At 31.4% G+C, this 22,252-nt stretch carries 24 protein-coding genes and 1 rRNA gene; 11 read left to right on the plus strand and 14 right to left on the minus strand.

Annotated elements, in window-relative coordinates; genetic code table 11:
• Window positions 1-6: 6 nt before the first annotated feature.
• Together hmdB and hmd are read right to left on the minus strand one after the other, a co-directional pair.
• Entirely contained in the window at window positions 7-1,005 is a 999-nt protein-coding gene (gene hmdB, locus EDC42_RS03540) for a 5,10-methenyltetrahydromethanopterin hydrogenase cofactor biosynthesis protein HmdB (protein WP_069575091.1), read from the minus strand.
• A gap of 120 nt (window positions 1,006-1,125) precedes the next feature.
• Window positions 1,126-2,139: a 5,10-methenyltetrahydromethanopterin hydrogenase gene (gene hmd / locus EDC42_RS03545; protein WP_069575090.1), complete on the minus strand. Its 1,014-nt coding sequence runs from the start codon at window positions 2,137-2,139 to the stop codon at window positions 1,126-1,128.
• Window positions 2,140-2,476: 337 nt separating this feature from the next.
• On the opposite strand from hmd, the gene hmdC reads away from it, so the two are divergent.
• The 3 genes from hmdC to EDC42_RS03560 all read left to right on the plus strand — a co-directional run bounded on the left by hmdC (window position 2,477) and on the right by EDC42_RS03560 (window position 5,860).
• Window positions 2,477-3,973, plus strand: a complete 1,497-nt coding sequence (gene hmdC / locus EDC42_RS03550; RefSeq protein ID WP_069575089.1) for a 5,10-methenyltetrahydromethanopterin hydrogenase cofactor biosynthesis protein HmdC — start codon at window positions 2,477-2,479, stop codon at window positions 3,971-3,973.
• A 93-nt stretch (window positions 3,974-4,066) separates the two neighbouring features.
• On the plus strand, window positions 4,067-4,966 hold the full coding sequence (locus EDC42_RS03555) for a hypothetical protein (protein ID WP_069575088.1): 900 nt from the start codon (window positions 4,067-4,069) through the stop codon (window positions 4,964-4,966).
• A 9-nt stretch (window positions 4,967-4,975) separates the two neighbouring features.
• Window positions 4,976-5,860: a PhoU domain-containing protein gene (locus tag EDC42_RS03560; RefSeq protein ID WP_069575087.1), complete on the plus strand. Its 885-nt coding sequence runs from the start codon at window positions 4,976-4,978 to the stop codon at window positions 5,858-5,860.
• 28 nt (window positions 5,861-5,888) lie between these two features.
• Here EDC42_RS03560 and EDC42_RS03565 read toward each other — a convergent pair whose 3' ends face one another.
• From EDC42_RS03565 to EDC42_RS03595, 7 genes are read right to left on the minus strand one after another with little or no spacing between them, the layout of a single operon-like run.
• Window positions 5,889-6,731 (minus strand): fumarate hydratase, encoded by an 843-nt coding sequence (locus tag EDC42_RS03565; protein ID WP_069575086.1) that lies wholly within the window; start codon window positions 6,729-6,731, stop codon window positions 5,889-5,891.
• Window positions 6,732-6,780: 49 nt separating this feature from the next.
• Window positions 6,781-7,026 (minus strand): 4Fe-4S binding protein, encoded by a 246-nt coding sequence (locus EDC42_RS03570; protein WP_233144893.1) that lies wholly within the window; start codon window positions 7,024-7,026, stop codon window positions 6,781-6,783.
• The gene (locus tag EDC42_RS03575; RefSeq protein ID WP_069575085.1) at window positions 7,027-7,527 is read right to left on the minus strand and encodes a 4Fe-4S dicluster domain-containing protein; all 501 of its coding nucleotides are present in this window, start codon (window positions 7,525-7,527) and stop codon (window positions 7,027-7,029) included. It abuts the gene before it with no gap.
• A gap of 11 nt (window positions 7,528-7,538) precedes the next feature.
• Window positions 7,539-8,405, minus strand: a complete 867-nt coding sequence (gene porB / locus EDC42_RS03580; protein WP_069575084.1) for a pyruvate synthase subunit PorB — start codon at window positions 8,403-8,405, stop codon at window positions 7,539-7,541.
• A 2-nt stretch (window positions 8,406-8,407) separates the two neighbouring features.
• A complete protein-coding gene (gene porA / locus EDC42_RS03585; RefSeq protein WP_069575083.1) occupies window positions 8,408-9,553 on the minus strand; it encodes a pyruvate synthase subunit PorA in 1,146 nt (381 codons plus the stop codon).
• A gap of 13 nt (window positions 9,554-9,566) precedes the next feature.
• A complete protein-coding gene (gene porD / locus EDC42_RS03590; protein WP_069575108.1) occupies window positions 9,567-9,809 on the minus strand; it encodes a pyruvate synthase subunit PorD in 243 nt (80 codons plus the stop codon).
• A gap of 13 nt (window positions 9,810-9,822) precedes the next feature.
• Entirely contained in the window at window positions 9,823-10,344 is a 522-nt protein-coding gene (locus EDC42_RS03595; protein WP_069575082.1) for a pyruvate ferredoxin oxidoreductase subunit gamma, read from the minus strand.
• A 177-nt stretch (window positions 10,345-10,521) separates the two neighbouring features.
• Between EDC42_RS03595 and EDC42_RS03600 the strand changes: the two genes are divergently transcribed.
• Window positions 10,522-12,126, plus strand: a complete 1,605-nt coding sequence (locus EDC42_RS03600) for a dihydropteroate synthase-like protein (RefSeq protein ID WP_069575081.1) — start codon at window positions 10,522-10,524, stop codon at window positions 12,124-12,126.
• Window positions 12,127-12,128: 2 nt separating this feature from the next.
• Here EDC42_RS03600 and EDC42_RS03605 read toward each other — a convergent pair whose 3' ends face one another.
• On the minus strand, window positions 12,129-12,533 hold the full coding sequence (locus tag EDC42_RS03605; protein WP_069575080.1) for a hypothetical protein: 405 nt from the start codon (window positions 12,531-12,533) through the stop codon (window positions 12,129-12,131).
• A gap of 113 nt (window positions 12,534-12,646) precedes the next feature.
• Between EDC42_RS03605 and EDC42_RS03610 the strand changes: the two genes are divergently transcribed.
• Genes EDC42_RS03610 through EDC42_RS03635 form a run of 6 tightly spaced genes read left to right on the plus strand, consistent with a single transcriptional unit; the run spans window position 12,647 to window position 17,399 of the window.
• A complete protein-coding gene (locus tag EDC42_RS03610; protein ID WP_069575079.1) occupies window positions 12,647-13,501 on the plus strand; it encodes an AAA family ATPase in 855 nt (284 codons plus the stop codon).
• 1 nt (window position 13,502) lies between these two features.
• Window positions 13,503-14,657, plus strand: coding sequence for a vWA domain-containing protein (locus EDC42_RS03615; RefSeq protein ID WP_069575078.1), 1,155 nt, complete (start codon window positions 13,503-13,505; stop codon window positions 14,655-14,657).
• Window positions 14,658-14,665: 8 nt separating this feature from the next.
• Window positions 14,666-15,583, plus strand: coding sequence for a TIGR00269 family protein (locus tag EDC42_RS03620; RefSeq protein WP_069575077.1), 918 nt, complete (start codon window positions 14,666-14,668; stop codon window positions 15,581-15,583).
• Between the two features lie 4 nt (window positions 15,584-15,587).
• The gene (locus tag EDC42_RS03625; protein WP_069575076.1) at window positions 15,588-15,791 is read left to right on the plus strand and encodes a MoaD/ThiS family protein; all 204 of its coding nucleotides are present in this window, start codon (window positions 15,588-15,590) and stop codon (window positions 15,789-15,791) included.
• A gap of 2 nt (window positions 15,792-15,793) precedes the next feature.
• The gene (locus tag EDC42_RS03630; protein WP_069575075.1) at window positions 15,794-16,657 is read left to right on the plus strand and encodes a damage-control phosphatase ARMT1 family protein; all 864 of its coding nucleotides are present in this window, start codon (window positions 15,794-15,796) and stop codon (window positions 16,655-16,657) included.
• A 7-nt stretch (window positions 16,658-16,664) separates the two neighbouring features.
• Window positions 16,665-17,399: a Rossmann-fold NAD(P)-binding domain-containing protein gene (locus tag EDC42_RS03635; RefSeq protein ID WP_069575107.1), complete on the plus strand. Its 735-nt coding sequence runs from the start codon at window positions 16,665-16,667 to the stop codon at window positions 17,397-17,399.
• Here EDC42_RS03635 and EDC42_RS03640 read toward each other — a convergent pair.
• The 4 genes from EDC42_RS03640 to mer all read right to left on the minus strand — a co-directional run bounded on the left by EDC42_RS03640 (window position 17,389) and on the right by mer (window position 21,381).
• Window positions 17,389-18,657 carry an adenylyltransferase/cytidyltransferase family protein gene (locus EDC42_RS03640; protein ID WP_069575074.1) on the minus strand — a complete coding sequence of 423 codons (1,269 nt, stop codon included), beginning with the start codon at window positions 18,655-18,657 and terminating at the stop codon, window positions 17,389-17,391. The genes EDC42_RS03635 and EDC42_RS03640 overlap by 11 nt on opposite strands.
• Before the next feature lie 21 nt (window positions 18,658-18,678).
• Complete coding sequence (locus EDC42_RS03645; protein WP_069575073.1) at window positions 18,679-19,161, minus strand: DUF308 domain-containing protein; 483 nt, start codon at window positions 19,159-19,161, stop codon at window positions 18,679-18,681.
• Window positions 19,162-19,198: 37 nt separating this feature from the next.
• On the minus strand, window positions 19,199-20,281 hold the full coding sequence (locus EDC42_RS03650; RefSeq protein WP_069575106.1) for an archaeosine biosynthesis radical SAM protein RaSEA: 1,083 nt from the start codon (window positions 20,279-20,281) through the stop codon (window positions 19,199-19,201).
• Between the two features lie 140 nt (window positions 20,282-20,421).
• Complete coding sequence (mer, locus tag EDC42_RS03655; protein ID WP_069575072.1) at window positions 20,422-21,381, minus strand: 5,10-methylenetetrahydromethanopterin reductase; 960 nt, start codon at window positions 21,379-21,381, stop codon at window positions 20,422-20,424.
• A gap of 647 nt (window positions 21,382-22,028) precedes the next feature.
• Here mer and EDC42_RS03660 point away from each other — a divergent pair.
• A 16S ribosomal RNA gene (locus EDC42_RS03660) occupies window positions 22,029-22,252 on the plus strand; the annotation flags it as partial.

A 22,252-nucleotide genomic window follows, 5' to 3' on the forward strand; every position in this document is an offset into this window, starting at 1 on the left:
TTGAAATTAAATAGTTTGAGGTATTAACCCTAATTTTTCAATTACATTAATTACTTCTGTATAGTTGCCATATTCTGGTGATCCAACCCCTTTTACTTCAAGAGGGTAATTATCGGCAATCACAGTAGCTAAATTATTCGCCCCTGCTTTCAGTGAAAATTCAACATTTTCTGGCCCAACAGTCGGTGTAGGCATTGTAATTCTAATTGAAGGGTACATTATACGTGTAATGGCAACAATCTTCAACTGTTCTTTTAAGGGAAACGAAGGATAGTCAGCCATTGCAGTATCTGGATATGGATTAAAACCCATAATCGGAATTTCTTCAAGAGTTTTAAAGCTGGATAAATAACGCAAGTGTTTTAATCTATCCTCAACACTTTCTCCAATTCCCAATAGTAATCCTGATGATAAACCAATTCCTGCGGAACTCACTCGTCTGCAAGTTAAAATTCTTTGTTTCAATGAATCTCCGGGTTTTCTTTCATTAAATATGTCCTCATTGATTGTTTCGAGATTACAGCATACTGTATCAACACCTAATTTTGCTAATTCTTCTACTGATTTTTCAGTTAAATCTCCACCAACATTAATTAGAATTTCCAGATTCGAATTTTCTTTTACTATTTTGCATGCATTTACTGCCTGTCTGCCTTTATATCCATATCCTCCAGAGCAGCTTACACGAGGAATATGGGCTTTCTGAATTGAGACGATGGCATTTAAAATTTCTTCATTTGATTTATAAAATGCATCATAATATCCAGTTCTTGAGGTCTTTTCAGCAAATCCGCAGTATTCGCATCTTGGTTGGATTTGGCATTTATTGGTAATATGGACTGTTGATGTTAATTTTATTTCTTTTGATTGGCTATTTCTGATATAACAAGCTATTGAAAATAACTTTTCTAAATAGTCATTATTGTCAATTTTTAATAGTTCTAAATATTCTTCATCAGTTAATTTTTTTCCTAATTTTGCTTTATTTAAAATATCATCAATCATAACATCTAATCCTTAATACGTTATTTTGGAGATTAACTTATTTTTTAATAGCTACTTTTGATAATTATTAAAAAATAAGTTAAAATTGTTGGATTAATCCAACAATTAATTAACTTGTTTTTATTCGTCTTTACCTAAGTAATCTAATACAGTAGGAACAATTTCTGCTAGGGAACCGAAGTTCATGGAATCCGCAGTACCTAATAATGCAGCTGGATTTAAAGCATCATCCATTTTGTCAATTCCTTCATTCTGCATTAATGCAGTTACTTGTGTTAAAGCTTCATTAGCCATGGATTGTGCAAATCCTGCAGGAGCACCTAAAATTTGAGTCACTGTGTCTCTGTATGCTAAAATACCTGCATAGGTAATTGCAGTTACTGCAGAACACATGTCACATACAGGACCTATCATGTTTGCCGGCAATGTGAATGCAGATCCTCTTGCTTTTTTACCTAAATCCATTAATGTGTTGATGGAATCTTGGTCAGCAAAACCTTCTGCTATGTAAACTTGTCCTTTCATTTCAGGTACAGCACCAGGATGGTAGGAGGCTACATTAACATTTGTTCCGAGATCCTCAAAGATTTTATTTAATCCGGTAGTTGGGATGGTGCATGCATGAGTTACGATTGCACCTTCTTTGATGTCATCAGCAAAGTTTTTGATGATGTCAGGCTGCATACCGCCTTCAGGTAACCATGTCATTACCCAATCAGCATCAGCAACTGCTTCAGAATCATCAGTAGTTACTTTCATTCCCAAGTCTTCTGGGTGAGTAAAGTGAATTGCACCTTTTGATGGTTTTGGAACTGTTTCGGCTAATTCTGCTACTTTTGCTCTGATTGCTGGCATTACTTCTTCAGGATTCCCGGCTTTGTGTGCTGCTATTACTTCAGCATAATCAAAATCATCCACTACAGTAAATTCACCGTCAAAAGTTGGATCAGATACTACAACTTCATCTACTCCAGCTAACTCTAATAATTCAGCACCCATTTCAATTGTTGAGTGGGTCATTGAAATATTTTCTTTTCCTGTCGCCTCAGCAACCTCACAAGCTCTTGTGAAGTTTGTAATTCCACTTGCAGCATGGGTTCTATAACATCCTGCACCTAAAATTGCTACTTTCATTTTTTCAGTCTCCTTTTAATTTCTATTTTTTTTGAAAGATTTTTACTACAATGCTATTGTAAATGGGTATGTATTTTTATGGTAGTTACAACATGTAGTAATAATTTTTATTAAATTTGTGCTACTATTTAAATCTTTATATATTTCTTTAAATTAGTATTACTTATTTTTTATATATTTATTTTTAGTAATACTTGTATTACTTTTTTATTTATATTAATAAAATAGTATTACTTTTTTATTCATTATTTAAAGGATTTTAATTAAGAATAAAACAAAAAGTTTTTATTTAATATTGCACTGAAATATACTTAGAATGTGTTGGAGGATTTGTTTCATGTATGATTTAATTAAAGAAGCAGTTCATAGTGATGAAGCGGCAATTGAAATATCAAAAATGAAAAAAGATGTAGGTTCTGTGGTGGATGCAATATCTGAACTTTCATTAGATGATACCATGAAATTGGGAATGAGTTTTAAAAGATTTCCTTTAGGTTGTGATTTGACTGAAGTTGTTGTTGGTACATGTGCTTCGGATTTGGAATTAATGGATTTGTTGGGTAATTGCCGTCTATCTGATATGATTGGCGCTCCAATTCATATTTGTGCTTATGCTTTTTCTGATATTGGTGAAAAATTTGGAATGACTGGTTTTGAAGTAATGAAAAAGGTTCATGAAATTGTTGATGTTCCTCTTGATTTGGATCATTTTGGTGAAAATGGTGCAATGAGACTTCCAAAAAACATTACAGGTTGTGGTGGTGAATGTTACAGTAAAGGACCTTCATTTACTGAATGTCCTCGTGGAAGAATACATGAACGATTAATTGATAAAGAATTTGAACAAAAAGAAGATAAAGAAAATTGGGTTAAATTATCTTCATCTGTTGCAGTTAATGTTTCATCAGAACAAACTGGTGATGCTCATGCAGCTCCCTTAAGTGAAGCTAAGGATATTGCAGTTTTGGCTAAAAAATATGGCAAGGGTTTGGAGTCTATAATGTTTGTTGGTGATGGTTATGATGAAGTAATCACAGGTTTTGAAAAATCCATCGACCTTGGTGCTGATGTTATTGTAGTTGAAGGAGGTCCATTTAATAGATGTGAAAACACAACAGAATCATTTGCAAAAACAATTGCAGCTGCAAGAATTTTATCTCCTGGAAAAGTTGTAGCTACTAATGGTGCTTATGAACATGAACTTAGAATGGGACTGAGGTCTGGTTTAAATATGGTAATAACCGGTTTTCCTAAAAATCATCATGGTTATATGTGCGGATATGAACCTGGAACTGCAAGAAGGGGGAAGTTTGGTCTTCCAAGAGTAGTGCAAATAATCAATGAAGAATTTCCAAATATGGGTCTTCCAGTTCAAAAACAGGATTTGATTGCAATAGCCGCTGCAGTAAAATTTGCAGGCTCTGAAAATATTTATCCAAATAAAATAGGATCATATCATGTTGGGGATGCGCATTGGGCAACATTAGTTAATTCCAGGATGTATCATAATATTAAACTTAAACATACATTAAATGACATAGTTAATTTGGTTGAAGGTAGTACTGTTTCATTACATGGTGGGAGATTTGTTTCTTGGGTTATTGCCAAAGAACTTGACAAAAAAGTTGAAGAAATAATTATTTCCGATGTTGATGATTGGGTTTTGAGCAATACAGTTAATAATTTGCAAGATGAATTGAATGCTACAATCATTGCTGAAAATGATGATAAACGGGCATCTAGTCAGGCAAACTTTTCTATTGCTTCATCAACAATGATTTCAATTAAAGAAAACATTTTAAAGAAAGTACCGCATGCTTTAACTATAGTTTAAATTTTCCTTAAAGTTTAAATTTATTAAGAACAAATAATATTAAATAAGATTAATTATATTATTTTATTTTTAATTAAATTTTTAAGGTGAATTATGAACTATAAAAAACTTGTATTAGTTGGTTGTATTTCAGCATTTGTTGCTATTTTAACTTCAGTTATGGGTGTTGCAGGTACAATTATTGGTTCAGTTATTTCTTCTGTTCTTTATAATATGCTTACAGAAGTATTGGAAAATCCTATTGGGAAAAAAACATTCAGCCCTAGCTTTGAATGGGAAATTGCATATGTATTTCCACTTATTGTAATAGCTATAATTCAGTTTATTTTAATTTCAGCTTTATTATCAGAAGTTGGTATTTTACCTTATACTTTTGTAAATGTTTATTTATCAATTCAGGAAATTGCCAATAATAATTTATACAGAATTTTAGGTTTAGCATTGTTAGTTATGAGTGTTTATCCGTTTGTATTAAAAAGAGGCATTGTTAAAAAATCAAATGGAACGGTTATTGCATTTGTCGGTTTAATCTTTTTAGCCCGTGGGTTTGTGGATTTGGGAAACAGGATTACAGAGATTTATCATGCCGTATTTGTATATTTTGATTTACCAATAGCTATTATTGCTTTTGTATTGTTAGTATTTGTGATAATTAACATACTCATTTCAGCAAAATCTGTTGAAAATGAGTTTAAAGTAATTAGCCATAGTACTAATGAAGAAAATTTTTCCTCTCCAAATGTTCGAAGAGTACATCACTCCAGAAAACACAATGATTTCAACTATGCTGAAAGAGACATATCAAGACAAAATTATCAAAATATGAATAAACATAAACATGGTGATAATGTTCATGAAGTAAAATTTAAAAAAGTAGTTAAACAAGAATCTGATAGAAGCAAGTCATCAAATAGTAATCAAGAAGCAGGTATTAATGAATCTTCAGGCAATATTCAATTTGAATCCAATGATTTGTTGGATGATTACAAATAACGTGGTATAATGAGTAAAAAAGATAAAACTTTGAAAGATATTTTAGATATTATTTTATATGACAATCCTTCAACTCAAGATGAAATTGCTGTAAAGTTGGGAATAACTCGCAGATATGTTACTCAATTATTGCAACCTCTTGTTAAAGATGGAACTGTAAAAAGAGCATATATGATTGATTTAAAAAGCTATGAAAAAGTTGCCGAGTCTTTAAGTGATTATGCCGGATCTAATGAGACAAAAGGGAATGTGATAGTCAATGATATGATTGCAAACATGGCAAGACATGTTCATTCACAAATCGAAGTTTCGTTTGATGCTGTTTTAGAATATGATGAAGAAAAAGCAAATAAAGCCTTGGAAATGGATTATGCCACAAACAATATGGTTGAAAAGATAAGAACATCCGTCGAAACAATTGTTAGTATGAATAAACATTCGGAAATCTCAAAATCAATGCTTTATAATGAACTTGCTTATGATCTGGAGCGTATTGGTGATTATTGTGGTCATATTGCTAAATTTGTAATCAATGATGTTTATGAAATTGATGAAAATGTTTTAAAAAAATTAAAAAAGATGTATAAAATAGCTCAAAAAATGATTCGTTTAGCTATTACATCATTTATTGAAGGAAAAACTGAACTTAAAGATGATTTAATGGAATTAGAAGAATCAATCCATATTCTTCAAACTAAAGCTATTAATTTAATAGCAGAACAAATGGCTGAAAATTCATTTGATGAAAAAGAGCGTTCAAACTATTTTATTTATTTATTTAGAGTTGTCAAAGCATTTGAAAGAATGGGGGATATCTCTGTTGAAATGATGGATGTTTCAATCGAATTTCATGAAAATATTCCTAGGTCAACTACTCCGAGAAATTTCAGATAATAAAAAAGTAATTAGATTAGATAATGGTCTAATTATCATATATCTTTGTTGTTGCATGCCTATCTGCCCAACATTGGATACAAACACCAATTGGTAAACCTGCTGTGTGTGTATGTGCTTTTAATATTTTTACATCTAAACAGGTTGTCTTTCCACCAAGTCCCATCGGTCCAATTCCAGAATTATTGATTTCATCTAAAATTTCTTGTTCTAGTTTAGCTATTTGTGGATTGGGATTTCTCACACCAACTTCACCAAGTAAAGCTTTTTTACCAAGTTTTAAACATAAATCTGATGTTCCACCAATTCCAACACCTACAACTGTTGGGGGGCAGGGTTTTCCTTTAGCTTTAAGAACAGATTCCACTACAAATTCTTTAATGCCCTCAATTCCTTCGGCGGGGAGTGCCATTTTTAAAGCATTGTTATTTTCAGAACCGAATCCTTTAGGCAATATTGTTATTTCGAGGTAATCTTCATCGATTAATTCAATATCTATTGGAGGTATGTAATCTCCAACATTAACATTTGTATTTTCTCTTGTTAATGGATCAACAATGTTTGGTCTGATTGGGATTTCTTTTGTTGCTTTTTTTATACCTTCTTCAATCCCTTCACGTAAATTTTCAACTTCAACATTACCTAATCTAACAAAAACTACTGGCAAACCTGTATCTTGGCACATCGGAATTTGTTTTTCTTTAGCAAGTTCAATATTTTTTAAAATAGCTTCAATATTTAACCTTGCAAGATCATGTTCTTCAATTTTAAGAGCATCTTTAAGTGATTTCTTTACATCATCACCTAAAACGATAACGGCCTGTTTGTAAAGTTCATAAACAGTATCTTTAATAGTATCTTTTGTAATCAAAATAAAACCTTATAAAATTTAATTAATCTTATTTTTGATTTCAAAATATTTAAATTTTAATTACATTAATTGGGCAGACTTCAACACAATCTCTGCATTTGTTACATTTTTCACCATTAATTGTTATGGCTCCACCTAATACTTCAATTGCATTTTCCTTGCAAACTTTTAAACATGGCGCATCTGATGGTTGGCAGTGCATACAAAATAAAATAGGAGTGTCAACATTCTGTGTTTGTTGACAACTTCCACAGGTTGTACAATTTGTACAGTTTCCTGAATACATAATTCTCATTTATTCATCAAAAACAAGTCTTGCTCTTGCCTGACCTGTTATGACATGGACAAATCCGCCTTTTTTACTATCTGGTTCATAGATTCCAGCCATTTTAGCTAAATATTTTTGCTGGTTTTTAGATCTAATTTTTTCAGGATCAGCGATGCTAATAGCTCTTTTAGTACATGATTTAATACACGCAGGTCCTTCTTCCCTGTCAGCACACAGGTCACATTTTTCAGCAACTTTGGACTGGAATGTCATAGCACCAAATGGGCAAATCATTACACATAATCCACAGCCAATACATTTTTCAGTATCCACTCCTTCTTCAGTGACCGCTTCAGTTGGGCAGATTTTTATACATGGAGCATTTTCACAATGTTGACATACAATGGAATAAAAGGAAGAATCATGTTCAATAATTTTTATCCTACTAGCATTATGGACTGATGCACACATGTTTTCACAATTCATACATCCATCACATAAGTCGCTATTTACAAGAATACTTTCCACTGATATTCCTCCTATAATCCTAATTCTTTACAATGTGCATCAACATATTTTTGGATTTTATTGATTTGTTCTTCATCTAAGTGTTTGAATCTTTTCTGTACTGATATGTAATCTTTAACCGGTTTTCTTTCTTCAGGTCTGTATGTAATTTCAAAGTCACCATTTTCAATTTCATATAAAATCCAAGATCCGGTTTCAACTGCTAATCTTCCCATTTCAATAGTTTTTTCAGATGCATATCCCCAACCGGTAGTACATGGTTGTTGTAAATGTATGTATGCAGGTCCTTTAGTTTCAGCTGCTTTTTTGACTTTTTTAACATAATCTTCAGGATATGCAATAGATGCGGTTGCTACATATGGAATTCCATGTGCGGCCATAATCATTGGCATATTTTTCTTAGGTTTGTCTTCCCCAAAACTTGCACTTCCTTTTGGTGAAGTAGTTGTACTTGCACCATATGGTGTAGCTCCACTTCTTTGAATTCCAGTATTCATGTATGCTTCATTATCATAACAGATGTAGAGCATATTATGTCCCCTTTCCATAGCTCCAGATAATGACTGTAAACCTATATCCACAGTTCCTCCGTCACCACCGAAAGCAACAACATTAACATCATCTTTTCCTTGAATTCTTAATGCACTTTCAACACCAGATGCTACTGCTCCTGAATTTTCAAATGCAACGTGAATAAATGGGACTTCCCATGAAGTTTCTGGGTATGGGGTGGTCATTACTTCAAGACAACCTGTAGCAGAAATAGCTACAGTATTTTTGCCTAATGCATTAAGAGCTAATTTTACAGCAATTGATGCTCCACAACCAGCACAGCCTCTGTGTCCCGGTGCTAATAAATCTTTATCAGGTATATCCATATCTATTCCTCCTTAAGTCCAATCCATGTAACATCTTGTACAGGTTCTTTTGTTTTTTCATAAATTTCCATGATTGAATCTGGCGTGATGTCTCTTCCACCTAAACCCGCAATAAATCCATAGATTTCTTTATCAATTTTAACTTTCATGTCCGCATAAAGTGCTCCACCAATTCCGAATGTGAAGTTTTTATCAATAACAGCTAATTTTTCACAGTCTTTTATAACTTCTTTGATTTCTTCAACAGGGAATGGTCTGTATGCTCTAATTTTAAGTAAACCTACTTTTTCCCCATTTTCTCTTAATTGGTCCACGATTACTCTAACTGTGCTGCAGAGTGAACCCATTGCAACAAAAATGATGTCTGCATCTTCGGTTTTGTATGGATCAACAAGACCGTATTTTCTTCCAAATATTTCAGCAAATTCATCACAAGTCTTTTTAATAACTTCTATTGAGTTGTTCATTGCAATTTCCATGTCATGTCTTGCTTCAATATAATAATTTGTATCAGCAAAACTACCGATTGTCATAGGTTCATTTGGATCAAGAAATGCATGTTCTGGAACATATGGAGGTAAAAATTTATCTACACTTTCTTGATCAGGAATTTCTACAGGTTCTACTGTGTGTGTTAAAATAAATCCATCTAAACATACCATTGATGGAAGTAATACATTGGAATTTTCTGAAATTTTATAAGCCATTAAAGTGGAATCTAATGCTTCTTGAGCATTTTCAACATAAATTTGTAACCATCCCGCATCTCTTTGTGCAATTGAATCTTGTTGATCGTTCCAAATATTTAACGGTGCTGAAATTGCTCTATTCGCATCTGCTAAAACGATAGGCACTCTCATACCTGCTGCTGCAAATAAAATCTCATGCATTAACATTAATCCTTGTGAAGATGTTGCGGTAAATACTCTTACTCCAGCACCACTTGCTCCAACAGCAGCACTTATTGCACTGTGCTCTGACTCTACTTTAATATATTTAGCATCAATTTTTTCATCTGCAACATATTGTGCTAAGTATTCAGAAATTGTAGTTTGCGGAGTAATTGGATAAACGGGAATAACTTGTGGTTTAGCTAATCTTACAGCTTCTGCAACTGCTTTGTTTGCGGTCATTACTTCTTTTATCATTAAATCACTCTCTTTATTCTTTTACCATTTCAATTGCATCAGATGGACATTCGTGTGCACAAATTCCACATCCTTTGCAGTAATCATAATCTATATCATGTTGTTTATTTACACTGGAGTCTGGACAGAAAATAATACAATTGTCACAGTCAATACATTTTTCTTTATCTAAAATGGGTTTAAATGTTCTCCAACTTCCAGTTTTGTTGATTTTACTATTGCCTGGTGTTTTAATTACACAACCTATACTTACCATTCTATTCACCCTTTTATCCCATATCATAAGCTTTTTTAGTAGCTTCTACATTTAATTCTCCAACTTTACCGGGGAATGTTTCTCTAATCACTTCAAGTAATGATTCAATACTTACAATTTGGGTTTTCTTAGCAAAATATCCTAAAATAATAGTATTTACGATATTGCGTCCTAACATGTCTAATGCAACTCCAGTTGCATCAATACTATTAACAGTATGTTCTCCACTACCTTCAAAAGTTTTAGTATTGATTATAACTTCAGTAGTATCTTTAATTCCTGAAAAAACATCTACTACATTCAATAATCCATCATCTAAAACTAATACATGGTCGGGATTGTAGATTTGGTATCTTAAAGCTATTGGTTCGGTATCAATTCTTGTGAAAGCCATAACTGGAGCTCCTCTACGTTCAACTCCAAAAAATGGAAAAGCCTGAGAATATTTGCCGTCTTTAAATGCTGCTTTAGCCAAAAGTTCAGCAGCAGTTACAGCACCTTGTCCACCTCTTCCATGAAAACGAATTTCAATCATTAATTTTTCCTCCATACATTTATCATGTATAATCATTATAAATTCCAAAATATATAAAGTTTTATGTTACTTTTTATTAGAGTATTACAATGTTTAATAATTCAATTTTTTTAAAAGGATTTAATATATTGTATAATAAATATAATATATTAGAAAAAATCTGGTTGGAATGTTATTATGAAAGTTCTGATTATCACAGGGGAGTTGGCATATCCTTTAATAAAAGAGGTAGTTTCAAATTCAAAAGAGGATATAATTGTACACATTGCAGATAATACTCAAGTTGCAGCATTTTTAACTCCTAAACAAATAATTAAAGAAGTAAAAACTTGTTTTTCAAATCAATTAGATGAAATTGATATGATTTTAGTTCCAGGTTTGATTAAAAAAGGAACAAAAGAAATAACTAAAGAACTTGGAATTCCTACATTTAAAGGATCCACTGATGGGGCGGATCTTGCAATGGTTTTAAATTTAGTGGGTACTATTGAATTGTCTGAAGATAAACCTGCAGATAAGTTGATTGATGAAGAAAAGAGAAAAAAAGCTTTTAAATTCATTGACGAATTTGAAAATGATAAAGAAAATATTGAAAAACTTCTAAAAAAACCAAATAATATTTTAATCAAGAATCTTCCAGTTGGGGAAGATTTTCCAATGAGGGTATTGTCTGAGATTGCTAATGCACCTTTTTTATCAAAAGAAGCATTGATTAATAAATGCCAGTATTTTGTTGATTCAGGAGCAGATATGATTGATATAGGGATGGCTGCAGGTGAAGATTTCTCAGATAAAATTCCTGAATTAATTGATACACTGCGCCCTATTGTTGGTGGTAGGCCATTAAGTATTGACACATTAAATACAAATGAAATAAAGGTTGCAGCTGAAAATGGTATTGATCTTGTTTTAAGTCTTGATTTAGGCAATAACTCTGAAGTTAAAGAAATTCTAAAAGAAAAAAACATTCCTGCTGTTTTACTTCCAACAAACTTTTCACAAGGTAAGTCTCCAAAATCTCCGGCTGAAAGAGTTGAAGCAATGAATCAGTTGATTAAAGATACTGAAGGTTTAAAATATGTTGCAGATTTAATTTTAGATCCTGTAAATAGTTCTAGCATTGTTGAATCCATAATCGCTTGTAATGAATTCCATAAAACAAATCCTGCACCAATGTTTTTTGGTGTGGGCAATGTTACTGAGTTAATGGATGCTGATTCTGGTGGAGTTAATGTTTTACTTGCAGGAATTGGTATGGAATTGGGTGTAAGCATATTGTTTACACCTGAAGAAAGTGGGAAGACAAGAGGTAGTGTTTATGAATTAGCTACAGCATCTAAAATGATGTTTCTTGCAAAACATAGGAAATCCATTCCAAAAGATCTGGGGATTAATTTAGTTGCATTTAAAGATAAACATAAAAGAAATGATATTATATTAAATGAGAGGGATGGCATTCCAGAAACTATGCAAGAAAAGCCTATGAAATTCATAAGGGATAAGGCAGGCAGTTTTAAAATCAATGTTGATTATGGAACTACGGTTAAGCATAGTAAGATTACTGCCACTCACTTCAAGAAAAATAAGCCGGATATTGTAATTGTAGGGCATAATGCTCGGGAAATTTATGAAGAAATCATTACAAAAGAATTGGTTACAAGAATGGAGCATGCAGCATATCTAGGTTCAGAATTACAAAAAGCAGAAATTGCTATGATTACTGGAAAAGAATATGTTCAGGATTTTGATTTATTCAAAAATCCTGATGAATTTAAAAAATAGTTTTATTCGAAGTCTGCGGATGAGCCTTCACTTTGTCCTGCACTATCAGATTCTGGTTCTGAATTGGATTCTGATCCTGAACTGGATTCACTTCCGCTTGAACTTTGAGAGTTGTCACTTTGATGTCCTGAACTAGAACCGCTGTTTGAGCCACTACTGCTGCTATATCCACTACTACTGTAACTGGAACCATCATCTGAACTGGAAGCTACAAGTCCGGTATCATGAGTCGCACCAGTTTCATCAGTATCATTAGCAGTGATATTGGTTGTATTGGTTGTATTGTTCACTACAGAATCACTTGTATTATTAAATGAAATTCCATTGTTAGTAATAACAAGAGCAACTGCTCCACAAAGTATTATCAATACTACTAATACAATTATGATTGCATTATCAGCTTTCATATTATACCTCCCATATTTTATATAATTAAATATTATTACTTATATTACACAAACTTTAAATAAATTTAGATTAAATCTTATCTTATAATAAATTTTTCATGAAGGTTTAAGAATTGCAAGCTGAAAATATTAGTATTAAGGATATTGATAAAAGTCTTTTAGATTCAAATTATGTTTCAAACAATGAAATTTCAACTACTTTATATTTATCATTATTACTTGGAAAACCGATGCTTATAGAAGGACCGCCGGGTGTTGGGAAAACAGAATTAGCAAAAGTAGTTGCAAAAACATTCAATAGGGATTTTTTTAGAATACAATGTTATGAAGGAATTACTTTTGAACAAATTGTTGGCGAATGGAATTATCAAAAACAATTACTTCATTTGGAAGCCGCTAGAAATGATTCAGTTCGTGAAGATAAAATATTTGATGAAGAGTTCTTCATAAGAAGGCCTTTACTTAATGCATTTTTAAATGATAATGATTCAGTATTGTTAATAGATGAAATCGATAAAGCTGATGAGGAAGTAGAAAGTTTTTTACTCCAGGCATTAGGAGAACAAGAAATAACTATCAATGATCTTGGTACTTTTCAATTAAACAATGATTTGATTGTCATTTTAACATCAAATTCTCAAAGGTCATTACTTGATGAGACAAAAGACAGATGTTTGTTTTTATACATTCCATATCCCAGCATTGAACGTGAAATTGAAATTGTTAAATCAAAATTACATAATGCAGATGATGAAACTGTATCATATGTTGTTAAATTAGTTCATGATATACGTAACCTCAACTTAATGAAAAAACCATCTGTTAGAGGTACTGTGGATTGGGTTCAATCAGTTATGAATTTAGGAACTAAAAATTTAGATCAGTCCTTAAAAGATAGTGTTGGTGTAGCTATTAAAACTGAAAGCGATAAAAAAAGAGTTTTAAAGGATATTTTTAATAAAAGATAAAATGTTAACAAAAATAGCAACTTTGTCCGCTCAGTTAAGAGAAAAAGATTTGCCCGTAAGTGTTAGGAGTACTCAGGCAGCTGTGCAAATTTATAAGAATTTAGGTGAAAGCGATAGGAATCTACTAAAAACCGCATTAATGGCAATTTATGTTAAGGATAGATATGATATTCCTAAATTCAATAAAATATTTGATGAAGTATTCACTGTTAATAAAAAGGTTGAAATGCCTGAACAACTTCAAAAAAGTAAGGCATATGAGGGTACTGGACCTAAATCTAACAAATATGTAATCAAAAAACAAGGAAGCATGGCAAGTAAAGTTCAAAAAGAGAAAATTACAAATGAAAAATTAAAAATGCTTTCTGGCCAACCGTTACTTGATGAGGCTAAAAAACTTGAGCGTGATGGTGAGTTGATGAATAAAGATTTGACAAAATTAAATCGTTTTGATCCTCGCATGCTTGAGATTTGCCAAAGGTTGGGTAAAAGAATTGCTAATAAACGTTCACGAAGAAAAACTAAAACAACTTCTAATAAAATTGACATTAGGAGAACCATAAGAGCTAACTTAAAATATGGTGGAGTTCCTTTTGAACTTGTAAAAGCAAAACCAAGACCTCACAAAAATGAACATTTATTTTTAAATGATATCAGCGGGTCATGTGAATGGATTAGCAGCTGGTTTTTCATGTTGATGTTTTCAGCACAAACAGCATTTAAACGATCAAGAACTTTCGAATTTGATAACAAAGTAATTGAAACTACTGATGCTTTAAAAGAAGAATATTTAATTGATTCATTCGTAAAAGTTAAAGATTTGCGAGTTAAAAATTTAATGGTTCATGGTACTTCAGATATGTACTCCTCATTTAAAAGCTTTCAAGAACAAGCTAATATTAATAATAAATCTTACGTGATTATTTTATCAGATTGCCGTGATTGGGCAGGACCAAAGGTTAATGGTATTCCAGCTAGTGTGGAAATTGTTGAAGAGATGGTAAAAGATTCTAAAAAACTTATAATTTTAAATCCGGAAGATAAAAATAAATGGGATGTTGTGGACAGCTGTGTTTCATTGTATAGGGATGCAGGAGCACAAATATTTGAAGTTAATACTTTAAACCAACTTGCACAATTTGTAGAACAGATGTAGGTATTAATATGCAATGTAGTAAATGTGGTAATCCTAAGGTTATTATTAAAAAGGAACAATCTGGTCAATTATTATGTAAGGATTGTTTTATTGAATCAATTGAGAAGAAAGCTATAAAGACTATTAGAAAAGAAAAACTGTTAGATAAGGGGGATAAAGTTTTAGTAGCATTATCTGGTGGAAAGGATAGTGTAACAACACTTGAAATATTAAATACATTCCGTCAAATGCACATTATTGAGCTTTGCGCCGTTACAGTTGATGAAGGAATCGATAATTATAGGCAGGATGGTGTTGATATAGCTATTAGGCATGCTGAGAGATTGGGTATTGAACATAAAGTAGTGTCCTTAAAAGATGAATATGGGATTACTCTAGATGAAATAATGCAGAAAGAAAATCATAAAGGTTCTTGTACATACTGCGGTGTATTTAGAAGAACTATCATCAATAAAGCAGCTCGAGAAATGGGTGCAACAAAAATAGCTACAGGACATAACTTGGACGATGAAGTTCAAGGAATCCTAATGAATTATCTTGAAGGAAATATTGATAATTTGACTAAATTAGGTGCAAAATCAGAATCTAAGGCAGAAGAATTCACAGTTAAAATCAAACCTTTACGTGAAATACCTGAACGTGAAATCGGATTATATGTTGTTGCAAAAGAATTGGAAGTTCATTTTGACAGTTGTCCTTATGCGATGCAGTCATTTAGAGGTGAAATTTCTGAAGTTATTAATCATTTAGCTGAAAAACACCCTACAATTAAATATTCTACACTCAGAGGATATGATAAAATTAAAAATGTATTGAAAAAGGAATTAAAAAAAGAATTTAATCATGGAAGATGTAGTAAATGTGGTGAACCTGCAGCTAATGAATTATGTAAGGCTTGTTCATTTTTAGAAGAATTGGGAATGTGATAAATTGCAATTTATATTGAAATATAAATCAATAAATGAGAAAAGAGTATTACCTAATGATAATTATACAATTAAAGATTTGCTTGATGAATTACAATTATCTGCTCAAACTATTGTGTCAAAACAAAATGGTGAACTTGTAATTGAGGATACTGTAATTGAAAACGGTGATGAAATTCAATTAGTTCAAATAATATATGGTGGTTAATTTTGGATATTAGTTATGAATGTGGGCCTTGTTTTTTAAGACAGGCTCGTGAAGCTTTAGATTTATCAACTGATGATGAAAATCTTAAAATGGAAGTAATGGGTGAAATTTTCAAATTTTTAAGTGTTACTTTCAGAGAAGGTACTAATTCAAATAGCACCGGTTCTTCAATGCATAATATTATTAAACAAAAAACTGGTTGCATGGATCCATATTATAAAGAAAAAGTTGAAGGTAATGAAATTGCTATTAAATACTTGCCTGAAGTTAAAAAGATATTGACTGAAGATGACAGTTTGGAAAATTATGTTAAAATAGCTATTATTGGTAACATTCTAGACTTTGGTGCATTTACATTAGACGATGATATTGAAAGTGTAATTAAAAATTCACTTAAAAAAGATTTGGCTGTTAAGGATATTGAGGAATTTGAAAATTCTCTAAAAACACATGATAAAGTGTTATATTTAGTGGATAATACTGGTGAGATTGTATTTGATAAATTACTTCTAAGTAAAATTAAAGAATATGATTTGAATATTACAATTGCAGTCAAATCAGAACCTATTTTAAATGATGCAACAATGGTTGAAGCATTGGAGGTGGGACTCGATGAATTCGGAGAACTTGTTGATATAGGGGCTGGAACTGTTGGTTATGTGGATAGTGAAATTTCAGATGAATTTAGACAAATTTTTGATAGTCATGAATTCATAATTTCAAAAGGTATGGGAAATTATGAAGGATTGACTGAAATAGATCTATCTGATAAAGATATTTACTTCTTATTATGTGTAAAATGCAATACTATTGCAAGACACATTGGTGCAAATTTGCATGATATGCTTCTTTTTAAAAAACAATGAGGATATTATGATTATTGGTTTAATTGGATTTGGAAATGTTTCAAAAAATTTAGTAAAATTAATTAAATCAGATGATATTACATTTATAACTTCGATGGAAGATAGATCTCCTAAAACAATTGATGCTATTGAGAAATCTAAAATTAAAGTTCTGGATACATTTAAGGATGTGGCTGTTGCTTGTGATATTTTAATTTCTGCAAATTCTCCAAAAAGTGCACTTGAAGCTGCAGAAAATTATGGAAAGTTTACAAAAGGAATCTACTTAGATTTAAACAATATTTCTCCTGATACTACTTTTAAAATAAATCAGCATGTTGAAAATCTTGTTGATGGTGCAATAATTGGAAAAATAGATTCTCCTAATCCTTATTTATATATCTCTGGTGAAAAAGCAGAAGAATTATTATTTTTAAATGGATTTTTGCAAACCAAAAAAATTAGTGACAATGTTGGTGATGTAGCTATTTTAAAATTACTTAGAAGTAGTTATACAAAAACATTGTCTGCTATTTTAATTGAATCAACAGAACTTTCCAGAGAATATGATTTAGAAGAAGAGTTTTTTGATATTTTATCACTAACAGAAGGGGATAACTTTAGAGAGAAATCTATCTCAAGAATAAATAATACATTAAATAATTCAAAAAGAAAATCTGAAGAGATTGAAGAAATAATAAATTATTTTAATAAAAATAATTTAAGTATGGTTAGAGCAGCATTAAAAAAGCTTAACCAATAATTACTTTAACTTTAAATCCTTTTTCAGATTTTTTTATATGTCCATTAACCGGAATAAAATGAGAGTCCATAATGTATCTTAAATATGTAACTTCTTCTGCTGGAAGTCTTAAATTTGTTTTAATCTTTTTGCCTTCACTTTTAAACTGAACAGATATTTTACCATTTTTATCTACATATAAATCTGTTTTCAATCCTTCTTTGGTTATTTTTGTTTCAAATTTAGTTAAATTTAGGCCTGCTTCTAAACATAATGGAGAATTAACCTCAATCTTTTCATTTCTAAATTTTTCATTAGCTTCACGTGCATCTAATCTGCTAGTTGCAACATACCATGCTCTATCAATTACTCTCTGGACTTTTTGATTATCTGGAATAACTCCTTGTGATTCATAACCTTTCATTAAATCCATTACTTCTTTTTTTGTAACTCCCATTTCAATTGAACTGATTGCTAATCTTGTCATTACGGGACCGTAATTAGATCTTCTAAAAACTGCCCAAATAGATTCCGGATCTCTATAAACTCTTCTTTTAATAATTTCGTTTATTGTGTTTCCGTTAAGGTAAGCTATTTTTTCAAGGTTTCCTCTGGAATATGTGTTCATTTTTTTATAGATTTCTACCCAATTTCTATTTTCTGGAATTCTATCGGCATCAATTTCATGTTGAAGAATCTCGATAGTTGTTTTTGGGAGTAATTTTTTAACATCATCTGTTATTACCATTCCGTTATCGATTATTGATTGTCTAATGAGTCTCCCGGAATATTTGTCTTTATTGAATTCTTTTACTACATGATAATTAAGTTTTGATCCGAGAAACTGATTTATAGCATACCAACGGATTTCATTCCTGTTAGTGTAACTTTTTGGCATTCCAACAAAATTTCCTTCATCAATAAACTTTTGTGCTTTTGATTTAATTTCATCAAGTGAAATGCTTGCTGATGTAATATAATCAGTTATTCCATCATCAATCATTTGTTTAAGCCTAATCGGCACACTGTAAGACAGAACTAATCTATGATGCAATCCTTCAAAAGATTTAACCTCGTCAACACCTAAAGCCAATGCCATATCTCTACGCGCTTCGAAATTAACAAAAAAAGGAGCGTGATTTGCACTGAATCCCTTATTTAAATAAACAACAACTTTTTTGTTTTCATTATCAGCTAATTTTCTAGCTTCTTTAATTAACTTTTCATGACCTTTATGAACAGGGTCAAAATCTGCACTAATTCCAATCAATATTAACACCAAAAAAAGAAAAGAGGATAGTTATCTATCCATTAATTTTAAAATACCACTTATCACTAACCATATTCCGATTAAAGTACCAAGAATAATTGGGTTTGAGAGGTAAGTTCCAATAATTATATATAATAAACCAAGTATGATTCCAATGATTCCACTATAAAATCCGTATCTTGAATTGCGGTTATTTATTAATGAGACAACAGCAACAATAATTAACATTATTCCTGCAAAATACATTGAAATTTCAGTTAAAAATCCAAGTAATGATGGATTGAATATTAAACAGATACTTAAGAATAAAAGTATAAGTCCTAAAACTAAATCAAGTATCGCACCACTATTATTATAATCTATTATTGCTATTCCAACGATAAGTAAATAAATAGACATTAATAATGCGGATAAACCAATTAAGGAACCAACTCCAATAACTCCCATTATTGGAAAAATGACAATTATTAATCCGAGAAGTATGGACAGTAAACTAACAAATTTAGTTTTCATAATTTCCCCCTATAATTAATTAATATTTTTAATTATATTAATATAATGGGATATGTTTAACTTTAACAGTTGAGTTATTCATATCTGAATTATTAATTTCAGCTAACCATTCATTTTTACATTCACATTCATATTCAATTTTGTTTTGTGTTAAATTGTTAGCTATTATAATCTGTTTTAAATCTTTATTACATTTCTTACAGTTATATGGACCACGTCTTGATCCAAATCCTGATGTGTCTAAAAGTGCAGGTATGCTTAATTCATCACGTACAGTATTTATAATTTCAACACATGACCAAATCCAAGGTGGTTGATAAGCCCCTTTTCTCCATAACCTTTCGATTACAGTTCCACCATGTATTGTTGCAGGACAGAATGAAAGTCTATCAACATTAATGGAATCACAATATTCTGCAGTTTCTATTGCTTCTGTTATCGCTTGTTTTTCGGATACGAGAATCGGCTTTACAAAAATATATGCTTTTGTTTTCAAATTATATCCTTTTGTTTTTCTTTGATGTTGCATTAATTTTGTAGCATTTTCAAAATCATCACGGGTAAAACCTTTGTTTATTTTTTTAAGTCTAGTGTAATCATTTGATGTTTCAAGACCAATACTTACTTCAAATAAAGTATCTCCTATTATTTCAAATATTTCATCTAAGTATTCTTCTTTCACATATTCTGGTCTAGACTCGACAATAATTTCAGTAACATTGCCTAAGTTTACCAATGTTTTTAAAATTTCATCACGTGCATCTTTTGGAAGTTCGTAGGGGTTTAGGAAACTTCCTGATGCGAATAATTTTACTGAAATTTTATCTTCTTCATTTATTGGATGTCTTGATAAATGGTCATTAAATATTCTAAGAATAGTTTCAGTATCAATTGGTTCTAATGTACAATCAGACACATAACTGCACATTGTACATCCACCACTATCGCCAAGTGCCCATGAACATCCTGGTGTTGGCAATATCATAAATAATGTTTTTGAAATACCCTCATAAGTTAAATCATCATTATACCAACTTGCTCCAACTTGCTCTGGAGTTTTCGGATCTTTTTTCTCAAAAGCTCTCGCTCTTATATCTTTTGTTAAATTTTCAATTTCCATCATAATACCTGCAAATTATATTAATGTAATAATATTATTATGATGCTTTTGTAATTAAAAAGTATTGCTGAAAAAAAGTTTTTATTAATAAGTTGTGTATATATGGGTTAAAAAAATAAAAAAGAAAAAAGTAAGCAAGTTTAGAAACTTGCAATTACATCTCCTAATAATTTAATGGACTCTTCTACATTTTTACCAACAGGAGAACCTGCTACATATTGAGTTACGCCCATTTCAGCTAAGCCTTCAATTTTTGGAATGAATTCATCAGGAGTACCACATACTGAGAATGCATCGAGTGCTTCATCAGTTACTGCACCGATAGCTCCACCGAAGTCACCTTTAGCTAAGAATCCACCCATTTTTTCGTTGAATCCTTCAGGCAATCCATGTCTTTCGATAACTTGTGGAGGGGATCCTGCTGCAATGAATGCAACTACAATTTTAGCTGCATTTTTAGCTGCATCTGAGTCAGGTCCGATAGAAGTTGCAGTGTATGCACCTACATCAAATTCTTTATCTCCAGCTGCTTCAATTCCTTTTTTAATCATTGGCATAGCTGCTTCGTAATCTTTAGGGTTAGAAGCATTAATTAATACACCATCTGCGATTTCTCCAGCAGTTTCTAACATTTTAGGTCCTTGTGCACCCATGTAAATAGGAATGTGTTCTTGGACTGCTTTTACTCCACCTAATGCTGCTCCACCTTCAGTTTTGTCACCAGCCAATAAAGTGTTAATGTCAGCAATTGCTGCTTTAATTGTAGATACAGGTTTAGTCCACTCAATTCCTAAAGCATCGAAAGTTGCTTTGTCACCAGGACCAATACCGAAAGTTGCTCTTCCTTCTGAAATTTCATCAATGGTTGCAATTGCAGAAGCTGCGATTGCAGGGCTTCTTACATATGGGTTGGTTACACCAGGACCCATTTTAATAGTTTCAGTGTTTGCTGCAAGTAATGCTAAGGTTTCGTATACATTTTTGTTGTTGTAGTGGTCAGTAATCCATGCATATTCAAAACCCACATCTTCAGCTAATTTTACTAATTTTACAATTTCATCCAAAGGTTGATTTGGTACGAATTCTATACCGAACTTCATATTTTATCACCAATAATAGTTTTGGATAGTAATATATAAAGTAATTTTTATTTGAATTAGATAGAAAATTTTATATATGTAATCATGATTCTTATTGGTCTCCAGTTATATAAAAAAGGTATGTATTAAATATTTTATTTTTTGTAATACCTAATTTATTCTCCATTAATTGTAATTTTTCATAATATGTTTTTCAATTTATTATTGATTTTATTGTTGATTTTTTTTATTGTATATTTTATTTTCTATTATTTTTTTATTATTTTCATTATTTGTTTTTGTTTTTATTTTTTGTTTGTTTTTGCAGTGTTTTTTAGTTGTTTTTGTTGATATGATTTGTGTATCTATTAGATGTGCTATGTGTTTTATGGCGATGGCTTGAGTTTTATTGCATTGGGCAATGTGTGACTGTGATGGTTGCTTTTCTGCATGTAGCTATAATTTATCATGTTTATTAGATTATTAATGAATGTGCTTTTGTGAGTACCTGAGTTTTTCGGGTATGATGTATGTTTTGTAGATGTGGTGAAATTTGATTATAGAAACTTTTAGTTTTTGTCAAATTTTTTGTGTAATACTCGTCTATATATTTTTTTATGTGTACTTCAATAACTATATTGTCAATATAGTATTCTGTTTTGTGTTCAATTCTGTTTGATCCTGGCAGATGCTACTGCTATTGGGATTCGATTAAGCCATGCAAGTCGAACGAGTTTAGGCTCGTGGCGTACGGCTCAGTAACACGTGGATAACCTACCCTTAGGACTGGGATAACTTTGGGAAACTGAGGATAATACTGGATAGGCAATTTTTCCTGTAATGGTTTTTTGTTTAAATGTTTTTTCGCCTAAGGATGGGTCTGCGGCCGATT

Origin of the sequence: Methanobrevibacter gottschalkii DSM 11977 (assembly GCF_003814835.1) — an archaeon.
In the GTDB taxonomy this organism is placed as follows: Archaea; Methanobacteriota; Methanobacteria; order Methanobacteriales; family Methanobacteriaceae; genus Methanocatella; species Methanocatella gottschalkii.